This window comes from Pseudomonas sp. NPDC088444 (genome assembly GCF_044900175.1).
Taxonomy (GTDB): Bacteria; Pseudomonadota; Gammaproteobacteria; order Pseudomonadales; family Pseudomonadaceae; genus Aquipseudomonas.
On record NZ_JBJDNK010000012.1, the window covers coordinates 66709 to 79102 of the forward strand.

General features: G+C 59.9%; 10 protein-coding genes. 5 read left to right on the plus strand and 5 right to left on the minus strand.

Annotation, left to right across the window (positions count from 1 at the left end; translation table 11 throughout):
* Window positions 1–71 precede the first annotated feature (71 nt).
* The gene (rlmKL, locus tag ACI2KB_RS22725; RefSeq protein ID WP_404638180.1) at window positions 72–2336 is read right to left on the minus strand and encodes a bifunctional 23S rRNA (guanine(2069)-N(7))-methyltransferase RlmK/23S rRNA (guanine(2445)-N(2))-methyltransferase RlmL; all 2265 of its coding nucleotides are present in this window, start codon (window positions 2334–2336) and stop codon (window positions 72–74) included.
* 589 nt (window positions 2337–2925) lie between these two features.
* Here rlmKL and rmf point away from each other — a divergent pair.
* Complete coding sequence (gene rmf / locus ACI2KB_RS22730) at window positions 2926–3141, plus strand: ribosome modulation factor (protein WP_010223328.1); 216 nt, start codon at window positions 2926–2928, stop codon at window positions 3139–3141.
* 156 nt (window positions 3142–3297) lie between these two features.
* On the opposite strand, the gene ACI2KB_RS22735 is transcribed toward rmf, so the two are convergent.
* Window positions 3298–4320, minus strand: coding sequence for a quinone-dependent dihydroorotate dehydrogenase (locus ACI2KB_RS22735; protein ID WP_404638182.1), 1023 nt, complete (start codon window positions 4318–4320; stop codon window positions 3298–3300).
* A 266-nt stretch (window positions 4321–4586) separates the two neighbouring features.
* Here ACI2KB_RS22735 and ACI2KB_RS22740 point away from each other — a divergent pair, with 266 nt between their 5' ends.
* From ACI2KB_RS22740 to ACI2KB_RS22755, 4 genes are all read left to right on the plus strand, one after another.
* Window positions 4587–5795, plus strand: a complete 1209-nt coding sequence (locus ACI2KB_RS22740; protein WP_404638184.1) for a CmpA/NrtA family ABC transporter substrate-binding protein — start codon at window positions 4587–4589, stop codon at window positions 5793–5795.
* A 10-nt stretch (window positions 5796–5805) separates the two neighbouring features.
* A complete protein-coding gene (locus tag ACI2KB_RS22745) occupies window positions 5806–6381 on the plus strand; it encodes an ANTAR domain-containing response regulator (protein WP_404638186.1) in 576 nt (191 codons plus the stop codon).
* A 332-nt stretch (window positions 6382–6713) separates the two neighbouring features.
* Window positions 6714–7925 carry a nitrate/nitrite transporter gene (locus ACI2KB_RS22750; RefSeq protein ID WP_404638188.1) on the plus strand — a complete coding sequence of 404 codons (1212 nt, stop codon included), beginning with the start codon at window positions 6714–6716 and terminating at the stop codon, window positions 7923–7925.
* Between the two features lie 10 nt (window positions 7926–7935).
* Window positions 7936–9621: a protein kinase gene (locus ACI2KB_RS22755; RefSeq protein WP_404638190.1), complete on the plus strand. Its 1686-nt coding sequence runs from the start codon at window positions 7936–7938 to the stop codon at window positions 9619–9621.
* A gap of 124 nt (window positions 9622–9745) precedes the next feature.
* Here the strand turns inward: ACI2KB_RS22755 and ACI2KB_RS22760 are convergent, their stop codons facing one another.
* From ACI2KB_RS22760 to ACI2KB_RS22770, 3 genes are all read right to left on the minus strand, one after another.
* Window positions 9746–10780, minus strand: coding sequence for an OmpA family protein (locus ACI2KB_RS22760; RefSeq protein ID WP_404638192.1), 1035 nt, complete (start codon window positions 10778–10780; stop codon window positions 9746–9748).
* Window positions 10781–10887: 107 nt separating this feature from the next.
* A complete protein-coding gene (sigX, locus tag ACI2KB_RS22765) occupies window positions 10888–11478 on the minus strand; it encodes an RNA polymerase sigma factor SigX (protein ID WP_404638194.1) in 591 nt (196 codons plus the stop codon).
* 89 nt (window positions 11479–11567) lie between these two features.
* A complete protein-coding gene (locus tag ACI2KB_RS22770; protein WP_404638196.1) occupies window positions 11568–12392 on the minus strand; it encodes a mechanosensitive ion channel domain-containing protein in 825 nt (274 codons plus the stop codon).
* Window positions 12393–12394 lie beyond the last annotated feature (2 nt).

Genomic DNA, 12394 nt, shown 5'->3' on the forward strand with positions numbered 1-12394 from the left:
GCCTAGTGCTACGTGTCGCCCGCTTCAGATGCCGCAGTCAACGGCCGGCTCTGAAGCGGTTTGCTTCTGGCTCAACGCGCGGTGATCTTCCAGGCGCGGTGAATCTTGCCATTGCGGGCGAAGTCCGGATCGATGGTCTGGGCAGTGATTTCCTCGACCGCGTAGCGCTGCGACAGGTTCTCTTCCAACTGGAACTTGCGGAAGTTGTTGGAGAAATACAGCACGCCGCCGCTGGCCAGACGCGCCATGGCCAGGTCGATCAATTGCACCTGATCACGCTGCACGTCGAACACCCCTTCCATGCGCTTGGAGTTGGAGAAGGTCGGCGGGTCGATGAAGATCAGGTCGTACTCGTCGCGGCTGCTTTCCAGCCAAGCCATCACGTCACCCTGTTCCAGACGGTTCTTGTCCGAAAATCCGTTGAGCGACAGGTTGCGACGTGCCCAATCCAGGTAGGTTTTGGACAGGTCGACGCTGGTGGTGCTGCGCGCGCCGCCCTTGGCCGCGTGCACCGAGGCGGTGGCCGTGTAGCAGAACAGGTTGAGGAAGCGCTTGCCTGCCGCTTCACGCTGAATACGCATACGCATTGGGCGGTGATCGAGGAACAGACCGGTATCGAGGTAATCGGTCAGGTTGACCAGCAGCTTGATGCCGCCTTCGCTGACCTCGTTGAACTTGCCCTGAGCGCTCTGACGCTCGTATTGCTTCGTCCCGCTCTGGCGCTCGCGGCGTTTGACGATTACGCGGCTCTTGTCGATGTTCAGCGCCTGGGGGATGGCCGCCAGCGCGTCGAACATGCGGATCGAGGCCTTTTCCGGGTCGACCGACTTGGGCGCTGCATACTCCTGAACATGAACCCAGTCGTGGTAGAGGTCGATGGCCATGGCGTACTCCGGCATGTCGGCATCGTAGACGCGATAGCAATCGATACCTTCGCGCTTGACCCACTTGCCCATGGCCTTGACGTTCTTTTGCAGGCGGTTGGCGAACATCTGCCCGCCTTCGCTCAAACGCGGCTGCTCGACCACCGGGGCCGGGGCTGGCTTGATCGGGTTGCCGTTCTTGTTGAGCTTGCGCTCCTGCGCCACGTCCGGCAGCTGGTCGTAGGCTGCCTGCTCACGCTCGGCCTGACGTTGTTCGGGGGTACGACGCTCGCCGGTCACGAATTGATCCGGTTGCACCTTGATCAGCAGCAGTTTGCACGGCAAGGCGCCGTTCCAGAACGCGTATTGTTTGTGGCTGCGGATGCCCATGCGCTTGCCCAGATCCGGCGCGCCAGTGAACACTGCCGCTTCCCAGTTCAGGCAGGCCTGACGCAGACGCTCGCCCAGGTTCTGATAGAGGTACAACAGGCTCGCTTCATCGCCCAGACGCTCGCCGTATGGCGGGTTGCAGATCACCAGGCCTTTCTGGTTCTGGTCCGGACGCGGCTCGAAGGTCGCGACTTCGCCTTGATAAATCTTGATCCATTCCGACAGCCCCGCGCGCTCGACGTTGTTGCGCCCCGGCTGAATCAGACGCGGATCGGCCTCGTAACCACGAATCCACAGCGGCGGCTTGGCAAGCCCCGCCTCGGCACGGGCCAGTGCTTCATCATGCAGCTTGCGCCACAGCGCCGGTACGTGACCGAGCCAGGCCGAAAAGCCCCAACGCTCGCGCTTGAGGTTCGGCGCGATATCGGCGGCGATCATCGCCGCTTCGACGAGGAACGTGCCCACGCCGCACATCGGGTCAGCCAGCGCCCCGCCTTCGGCAGCGATGCGCGGCCAGCCGGAACGAATGAGTACGGCAGCCGCGAGGTTTTCTTTCAACGGGGCGGCGCCCTGCTGCAAGCGATAGCCGCGCTGGTGCAGGCTGTGGCCGGACAGGTCCAGCGAGAGAATTGCCTCGCCCCGGTCCAGACGCAGATGAACCCGCAGGTCCGGGTTGAGCTTGTCGATGGAGGGTCGCGCCCCGTCAGGGGTGCGCAGCTTGTCGACGATGGCGTCCTTGACTTTCAACGCGCCGAAATGGGTGTTGTCGATCCCCGAGCCATGGCCGCTGAACTCCACGGCCAGGGTGCCGTCCGGTTCCAGATGGTCCGCCCAATCGATGTCGTGTACGCCGTGATACAGGTCCTCGGCATTCTTCATCGGGAAGCGCTTGAGCACCAACAGCACCCGGTTGGCCAGGCGCGACCACAGGCACAGCCGATAGGCGGTTTCCATGTCGGCGCTGCCCCGAATGGTCGAGGTGTGTTCGCGGGTGTCTTCGAGGCCAAGCGCAGTGGCTTCCTCGGCGAGCAGGCCTTCAAGGCCTTTGGGACAGGTGAGGAAGAGTTCGTAGCGGTCCGACATGAGGATTCCAGAGCCTTGGGCTTGTGTGGCGGGACAACGCATTGTCCGGCCCGATTCAAAACAGGCGTCTTTCGTGGAGAACGCCTGCGTGGCACACCGGTTGTGCCTATTCGCCGCAACGATACAAGTCGAAAGCGGCAGTAATGCCTGTCAGAACATTCCGACAGGCACATGGATATTGAAAACTGATATTAAAAAACCACTATTCAGCACGACAACGGCGGTAATAAAAAGTCACATCACTGACCCTTCGTCGTTTTAAATCTGACGTCAATCAGCCATCAGCCGTTCATGAGAACGAGTCGCAAAATGCATGAAGACCCTCGTATCAGGGGCCTTCGCGAAAAAATTACACTCGAAACGCTTCAACGCTTATGGTCTTAAAGTTCCACCGGTTACGTTCTTATGACAAAACGGTCATTCACACCGTCCGGTGCATTGGTTAGAAATCATCTCAGGCCACCGACGCAACGACGGTGGTACACGCCCGCGACGCCGGCAGCGGGCACCGAAACGGCAGAAGATTTCTGCCCGACCTCAACCTGAGGTCTCCAAGGACATAACAGTCAACAGACGAGGGCAACACCCTATGAGAAGACTTAAGCGTGATCCGTTGGAAAGAGCTTTTTCGCGCGGATATCAATACGGCGTAACTGGAAAATCCCGTGAGCTTTGCCCATTTACTCTACCGTCGGTACGTCAAGCCTGGATCAACGGCTGGCGAGAAGGACGCGGCGACAACTGGGACGGTATGACCGGCACTGCGGGTATCCACAGACTCAACGAACTTCACGCGGTCGGCTGACACACCACAACACAGGTAACCCGACTCAATAAGGTTTCTTACGAGAATTTACAAACAGATTCGCTTCACCACCGCACCATGCACGTCCCATCCGGACGGCGGGCAAGCGCCCAAAGAGGGGTTCCATTCCGGAACCCCTCTTTTTATTCGAGCGCCTTACCGGCCCATCGCCGCAATGGCATCGACCGACTCGCGAATCAGCGCCGGCCCCTTGTAGATAAAGCCCGAATACACCTGCACCAGACTGGCGCCGGCCGCGATCTTCTCGGCAGCGTGCTTGCCTTCGGTGATCCCGCCTGCGGCGATGATCGGCAATTTGCCGCCCAACTCTCCCGCCAGGACCTTGACGATGTGGGTGCTCTTCTCGCGCACCGGCGCACCCGACAGGCCGCCCGCCTCGTCGCCATGGGGCAGGCCTTCGACGCCTTCGCGGCTCAGGGTGGTGTTGGTGGCGATTACCGCGTCCATGCCCGATTCGAGCAGGGCGCTGGCCACCAGCGCCGTTTCTTCGTCGCTCATGTCCGGCGCGATCTTGATCGCCAGCGGTACGCGCTTGCCGTGAGTGTGGGTCAGGGCTTCCTGACGCACGCGCAGGGCTTCGAGCAATTGCTTGAGCGAATCACCGAATTGCAGGCTGCGCAGGCCCGGCGTGTTCGGCGAGCTGACGTTGACGGTGACATAGCTGGCGTGGGCGTAGACCTTGTCCAGACAAATGAGGTAGTCGTCCACGGCGCGCTCGACCGGCGTGTCGAAGTTCTTGCCGATGTTGATGCCCAGTACACCGTCATACTTGGCGGCCTGCACGCGGCTGACCAGATTGTCGACGCCCAGGTTGTTGAAGCCCATGCGGTTGATGATGCCCTCGACGTGAGGCAGACGGAAAATCCGTGGTTTTGGATTGCCCGGCTGTGGGCGTGGGGTCACGGTGCCAATCTCGACGAAGCCAAAACCCAACTGGGCAAAGCCGTCGATGGCCGCGCCGTTCTTGTCCAGACCGGCCGCCAACCCCACCGGGTTGGGAAACTGCAGGCCCATGACTGTCACCGGCAAGCGCGCAGGCGCTTTGGTGAACAGGCTGTTGAGGCCCAGCCGACCACCCGCACCGATCAAGTCGATGGACAAATCGTGGGAGGTTTCCGGGGAGAGTTTGAACAGTAACTGGCGGGCCAGGTTATACATGGGCGGGCGCGGCTCGTTTGAGGCTGAAGTCAGCGGCGGATTATAGACGGGGGCAAGGGTGGAGCGCGAGGCATGTCGTGAAGTTTGCGCGAATGCACCGCTTCACTGGCATATGGCTTGCTTGAGTCAAGGTATAGCGTGCGGTCCAACGGCGGATCGCACCCGACAATGACGTCGTCACCGTCCTGGTCTGTACCCGGAGGGTTGCGGCGTTTTTTTATGGAAGGCCCAGTGCTTCGCACACGCCTTCATGCGGAACAACAACCATGAATGACAGCCTCAACACCTCACTGGCCTGGGTCAACGGCAGCGATGCGCCGGAACTGAGCAGTATCGATGTCGGCTTCATGCCGCTGACGGACAGCGCGTCTCTGATCGTCGCCGCCACCCAAGGCTTTTCTCAGCCTTATGGCCTGAACATCCAATTGCGTCGGCAAACCTCCTGGAGCAGCCTGCGCGACAACCTGGTCAATGGCGAACTGCACGCGGCGCACAGCCTGTACGGTCTGGTCTACGCCGCCCAACTGGGCCTAGGCGTGGCGGCCAAAGACATGGCCGTGCTCATGGGCCTGAACCAGAATGGCCAGAGCATCAACCTCTCCGCTGCACTGCAAGCGGCAGGTGTGGTCACTCCTGAAGCACTGGATCGATGCACGCACCAAAGCGGGACAAAACTGACGTTCGCCCAGACCCTGCCCACTGGCAACCACGCCATGTGGCTGTATTACTGGCTCGCGAGCCAGGGCATTCACCCGCTTCAGGACGTCAACAGCGTGGTCGTGCCGCCGCCGAAAATGGTCGAACACCTTGAGGCCGGACGTATCGACGGCTATTGCGTCGGCGAACCATGGGGCGCCCGGGCCGTCAATCAACGATTGGGCTTCACCCTGGCCACCAGCCAGACCATCTGGCCCGACCACCCGGAAAAAGTGCTGGGTTGTAGCCTGGAATTCGTCCAGCAATACCCCAATACCGCGCGGGCACTGGTGATGGCGGTCCTCGATGCCAGCCGTTTCATTGAAGAGAACCTCGACAACCGCCGCAGTGCCGCGCAGATGCTCGGCGGCAGTGAGTACGTCAACGCGCCAGTGGAGGACATCGAGGGCCGTCTGCTGGGACAGTACACCGACGGTTTGGGCCATCATTGGCAGGATCACCACGGGGTCAGCTTCCACCGTAACGGCGAGGTGAACATGCCGTACCTGTCCGACGGTATGTGGTTCATGACCCAGTTCCGTCGCTGGGGCCTGTTGCGCGAAGACCCGAACTATCACGCCATCGCACGTCAGGTGCAGCAACTCGATCTTTACCGCCAGGCCGCCGAAGCACTGAACATCAAGGTGCCTGCTTCGCCCATGCGCAGCAGCCAGTTGATCGACGGCAAGGTGTGGGACGGCAGTGACCCGGTGGGCTATGCCCACGGCTTCAAACTGCATGCGCTGGCCGACGCCGCGCCTGACATCAACCAAGGCTGAGGGGCGGGATATGTTGCGCATCCTGCTGATCAACGACACGCCGAAAAAAGTCGGCCGCCTCAAAGCTGCGCTGATTGAAGCGGGTTTCGAGGTGATCGACGAGTCCGGGCTGATCATCGACCTGCCCCAGCGGGTGCAGGCCGTGCGCCCGGACGTCATCCTCATCGACACCGAATCCCCTGGCCGCGACGTGATGGAACAGGTGGTGCTGGTCACCCGTGACCAACCCCGACCGATCGTGATGTTTACCGACGAGCATGATCCCGGCGTGATGCGCCAGGCGATCAAGTCCGGGGTCAGCGCCTACATCGTCGAAGGCATTCACGCACAGCGCTTACAGCCCATTCTCGACGTGGCCATGGCGCGTTTTGAAAGCGATCAGGACCTGCGCGCGCAACTGCACGCCCGGGATCAGCAACTGGCCGAACGCAAACGCATCGAGACGGCCAAGGGCCTGCTGATGAAAATGAAGAACTGCAACGAAGAAGAGGCCTACACCCTGATGCGCAGACAGGCCATGAGTCGTCAGCAAAAGCTGATTCAGGTGGCCGAGCAGATTATTGCGATGAATGAGTTGTTGGGCTGACCGCTCGTTAGCCCTGGCTTTTGATTCTGGGCAAGCGCCGCGCTCACGGCCTTCGGCCAGAAGCATAAACATGGACCTTCTGGCCCAGCTTTTGCTTATTCTGCTTATTGCAACACACAGGTAGCCAACGGCGGTTACCCCACTCACGACAAAGACGTCGCTCACCCTTTTTGCCCTGCGCGAATCGGGTGGCGACGTCTTTTCGTTTTGGCCCCGAAACGGGCCGGGTGGAGCGCCGTGGGCCGCTCCACCTGCAAGACCTGACCCGTGGAGGTACAAGCGGCTTCAGCGACTTGGCCACCGACAACGATTTCCTGCAGATGAGGTGCGACATGAATACGAGTTTCTGGAAGGCCGGCCACAAACCCACGCTCTTTGCAGCGTTCCTTTATTTCGACCTGAGCTTCATGGTCTGGTACTTGCTCGGCCCGCTGGCGGTGCAGATTGCCAGCGACCTGCACCTGACCACCCAACAGCGCGGCCTGATGGTGGCTACGCCGATCCTGGCCGGGGCCTTTCTGCGCTTTTTGATGGGCATGCTGGCGGATCAACTGTCGCCCAAGACGGCAGGCATCATCGGCCAGATCATCGTCATTGTCGCCCTGTTCAGCGCCTGGCAACTGGGCATTCACAGCTATGAGCAGGCCCTGCTGCTGGGTGTATTCCTCGGCATGGCAGGCGCTTCGTTCGCCGTCGCCCTGCCGCTGGCCTCGCAATGGTACCCGCCGCAACACCAGGGCAAAGCCATGGGCATCGCGGGGGCCGGCAACTCAGGCACCGTATTCGCCGCATTGATCGCACCCGTACTGGCCGCCAGCTTCGGTTGGGGCAACGTGTTCGGCTTTGCGGTCGCGCCGCTGGTGATCACCCTGATCGCCTTTTCTCTGATGGCCCGTAACGCACCAGAACGCCCAAAAGCCAAATCCATGGGCGACTACTTCAAGGCACTGGGGGACCGGGACAGCTGGTGGTTCATGTTTTTCTACAGCGTCACGTTCGGCGGGTTTATCGGCCTGGCCAGCGCCCTGCCCGGCTATTTCAATGATCAGTACGGCCTAAGCCCGGTCACGGCGGGTTACTACACCGCCGCCTGTGTGTTCGGCGGCAGTCTGATGCGTCCTTTGGGCGGCGCACTGGCGGATCGTTTTGGCGGCATCCGCACATTGTCGGGCATGTATGCCGTCGCTGCCGTCTGTATCGCAGCCGTTGGCTTCAACCTGCCCAGTTCATGGGCGGCGCTGGCACTGTTCGTTGCAGCCATGCTCGGTCTCGGGGCCGGCAATGGCGCCGTGTTCCAGTTGGTGCCACAGCGCTTTCGCAAGGAAATCGGCGTGATGACCGGTCTGATCGGCATGGCAGGCGGCATCGGCGGCTTCCTTCTCGCGGCGGGCTTGGGCGCAATCAAGCAAAATACCGGCGATTATCAGTTGGGGTTGTGGCTGTTCGCTTTGCTCGGCGTGCTGGCCTGGTTCGGCTTGATGAACGTCAAACGTCGCTGGAGAACCACGTGGGGTTCGGCAGCGGTCACCGCAGCCCGTGTCTGATCCGGCTTTCATGAACGTCCCCGTTTCGCAGAACGCGCCGCTGTTACAGCTGCGCTTCGCCGAACACAGCGCCAGCGGACCGAGGGCGGACAATCAGGACGCCACGCGATTGGTCACCCCTGCCCCCGCTCTGGCGGCCAGCAAAGGTTACCTGTTCGCACTGGCGGACGGCGTTAGCCAATGCGCGGATGGCGGTCTGGCGTCACGGGCGACAGTGCAGGCCCTGGCGCTCGACTATTACTCGACGCCAGAGACCTGGGGCATTGCCCAGGCGCTGGACCGCTTGCTGTCGGCGCAGAATCGCTGGCTGCAAGCCAACAACCTGTTGACCACCCTCAGCACGGTAGTCTTGCGCGGATGCCGCTTTACCCTCGCCCACATTGGCGACTGCCGTGTGTACCGATGGCTGGACGGCGATTTGCAACGCATCAGCGAGGATCATGTCTGGGACCAGCCCGACATGCAGCACGTCCTCAAACGTGCACTGGGGCTGGATCAACATGTGGTCATGGATTATGTCGACGGCCAACTGCGTGAAGGCGAACGCCTTCTGCTGGTCAGCGATGGCGTCTGGGCCACATTGGGTGACGAGCGAATCCGCTCGGTCCTCCACGAGCAGAATGATCTGGACAGCGCGGTGCGCGCGCTGGTCTCAGCAGCCCATCTGTCGGGCAGCCGGGACAACGCAACCGCCCTGCTGATTGAAGTCGAGCACTTGGGCGCCGATGGGCTGGGCGACACACTGGCCCAATTGCAACAATGGCCGACCCCGCCTGCACTCAAGGCAGGCCAGCCGTTCGAAGGCTGGCAGGTCGAGGCGAGACTGGGCGACTCACGGCAATCGCGGATGTACAGGGTGCATGACGCTCACGGGCAACCCTGGCGACTCAAGACCCTGCCCGAGGCGCGGCAGGATGACCCTGCAGCAGGTTCGGCGCTGCTGATGGAAGAATGGTTTCTGCGTCGGGTCAGCGGGCGATTCTTTCCCGAAACCCACCCGCTGCCTGAACGTCAGCATCTTTACTACGTGATGCGCGAGTATCCAGGCCAGACGCTGGCACAGGTCTTTGCTCAGGGCGGTCCGATGGCGCTGAATCCTTGGTTGAGCCTGGCGCGCGACCTGATCGGCGCCATTGGCCTGCTGCACCGACGTAACATCGTGCACCGTGACATCAAGCCAGAAAATGTGCTGATCGAGGAAGACGGCGGGTTGCGGGTGCTGGATTTCGGTCTGGCATTCTGTCCCGGCCTGTCGTCCGACACCCCGGGGGATGTCCCCGGAACACCGAGCTATATCGCGCCGGAAGCCTTCGAAGGTGCAAGCCCCTCCCCGGCGCTGGACCTGTATGCCGCCAGCGCGACCCTGTATTTCTTGCTGTGCGGGCATTACCCCTACGGCGAAATCGAAGCCTTCCAGCATCGGCGCTATGCCAACCCGATCCCCGCGAGCCGCTATCGGCCGGACATGCCCGAATGGCTGGATCGACACCTGCAACAGGCTTTGCATGCCAATCCTGCAAAGCGCTTCGAGACCGCCGAAGAGTGGTTGCTGCAACTGCAGCAGGGCGAGCTGGCGACACTGAACACACGCCCCAAACCTTTGCTGGAGCGCGAACCCCTCAGGGTGTGGCGCGCGATTGCAGTGCTCTCTCTGGCGATCAATCTGTTGTTATGGATCTGGTTATTCAAGCACTGAAACGGCGTCGTTTAATCACATCCAACCGTATAAATCCCGCTCCACTCCCAATCTGCACCCTCACGGCGCACCGTGAAAAAGAAAAACCCGGCCTGGGCCGGGTTTTTCGCAAAGCGTGGGCTAATTACTTAGCTTGGGCTTCGACTTGTGCTTCTACGCGACGGTTAACAGCGCGGCCAGCTTCAGTAGCGTTGTCAGCCACTGGGCGGGTTTCGCCGTAGCCAACCGAGTTCACGCGGTTAGCGCCAACACCGTACTGGTTAACCAGAACTTGTTTAACGGCGTTTGCACGACGCTCGGACAGTTTCTGGTTGTAAGCGTCAGGACCGACGGAGTCAGTGTGACCTTCAACAGTGGTGGTGGTTTGTGGGTACTGCTTCATGAAGTCAGCCAGGTTTTTAATGTCGCCGTAGCTGCTTGGCTTGACGACCGACTTGTCGAAGTCGAATTTCACGTCCAGCTCAACACGAACGACTTCAGCAACAGCTGGGCAGCCGTTGGCGTCAACAGTGACGTTAGCCGGGGTGTCCGGGCACTTGTCGACGTTGTCGCACACGCCGTCGTTGTCGCTGTCGGAGCACACTTCAGCCACAGGAGCTGGAGCTGCTTCAACTTTCTTCGAACCGCCGCCGAAGTTCACACCGATACCGACGCTTGGTGCCCACTCGGTGTCACCTTGGTCGATGTTGTACTGAGCTTCAACGCCAGCACGGGCGTAGAAGTTATCGGTGAAGTACAGCTTGGCACCAGCGCCCAGGTTGGCGAAGGTGGAGCGGTTACGGCCGCCACGGTCGTTTTGACCGATGCTTTGGTCAGAGAAACCAGCCGAAACGTACGGACGCAGCATGTCGCCCGGGTTGTTGAAGTGGTACAGAGCGTCCAGAGCAGTGTTGGCGCCCTTGATGTTACGGCCGCTGTCGCTGCGAACGTTGTGCACTTCGTCGTAACCCAGACGCAATTCAACGTCGTCGGTCAGGAAGTAGCCAACAGAACCGCCGAACAGGTTGCCGTTATTTTTAAAATCACGAGCGCTGTCGAACTGTTCTTTCTTGGCAAAGCCTTCGATTTCGACTGCGCCTTGGCCTTGTGCCAGCGCGCCGAACGAAGTTGCGGCAACAATAGTACCAATGGCCAAGCCCAAGGTGTTTTTCAGTTTCATCCGTTAAATCCCCATCTGGTGATTGTGAAGCAGTCTCCCTAATCGAGAGACAACTCATCGGCAAGTCTATCAGAACTTGCCTGCCCGTTAGAGATATTTGCTCCGAGTTAAGTTTCGGTAACGCCTGCAAATTTCTCACGTAGTTTATCGAGTGCCCGTTTGTAGCGCATTTTCGTGGCACTCAGGCCCATGTGCATTATGTCTGCGATCTCCTGAAATTCCAGTTCGGCGACGAATCGCAGCACCAGAATCTCCCTGTCAATCGGGTTCACGTGCACCAGCCAGCGATCGAGTCCGCCCTTCTCTTCAGGCTTTGGCGTCTTCTCTTCCGACGCTTCCTCAAGAGGGTCAAGACTCAAAGCATCCATCAAGCGACGCTTTCGCCTCTCCTTTCGATACTGCGTGATGCATTCGTTGTAGGTGATGCTGTAGAGCCAGGTCTTGAATTTCGATTTCCCCTCGAAATTCTTCAAGCCATACAACACCTTAAGCATCACCTCCTGACAGACATCGTCAGCATCGCGATCGTTCCCTAAATAGCGTGCGCAGACATTAAAAAGTGTCCGCTGGTAGCGCCGCATCAGCTCCTCGTAGGCCCGAGTCACGTGAAACAACTCGGCGTGCGCGCGCGCCACCAGCTCCTCATCAGAGAGCTCGCGGGGGTCGTAACGCAGTGAGTGCGATTGGGGTTTGTTCAAAACAGAGTGTGCCGACAGTCAGTTCAATATCCGCCACATCCCGGCTTCACCGGGATTTTGCGGCGGCATACATTATCAGATTTGCCGGTTCAGCGGCTGCTGACGCGCTGTTCGAGCAGGATCCGGTTCGACAAGCTCACCAGTTCTCCCTCATCGGTCAGCAGCGTGGTTTTCACCGTGCCAATCTCTTCGATCTGCCCTTCGACCTCTCCAACCCGCACTTGTTGCCCTACGTGGTACAACTCCCGTACATAAATACCCGCCAGAATCTGACTCGCGATTTCGCGACTTCCCAGACCCATGGCCAGCGCAACCGCCAGACCAACGGTAATCAAACCGATGACGATGACGTGGTTCAGCAAGTCGGTTTTCACCTCCAATTGGCTGATCGCCACCGAAATGCTGATGATGATGACCAGCCACTGGGCCACACGCCCCAGGCCTGCTGCGTAATCAAGACCTACGCCTTCGGCTGCGCCACGCACGACACCATTGGCCACCTGAGCCAGCAGAACACCAACCAGCAGAACCAATGCTGCGCCGAAGACCTTCGGCAAGTACAACGCCAGCATGTCCAGGGTCGCGGAGACCCGTTCAAGGCCGAGGGATTCTGCCGCTGACACCAGGAAAATCAAGAGCACAAACCAATACACAATCTTTCCGATCAGGGTCGAGATGGGCACTTGAATGCCTGCGCGACTGATCAGTTTAGTCAGCCCGGTGCCGCCCATCAGACGGTCCAGACCCAGTTTTGCCAACAACTTGGACAACAGCGTATCGAGCAGCTTGGCGACCACGAAACCCAACAGAACAACCACCAGGGCCCCGAACAGGTTCGGGATGAAGTTCGCCACTTTGGTCCACAACGCAGTCATTGCGGTGACCAGACTCTGTGTCCAGAGATCCAATTCCATAT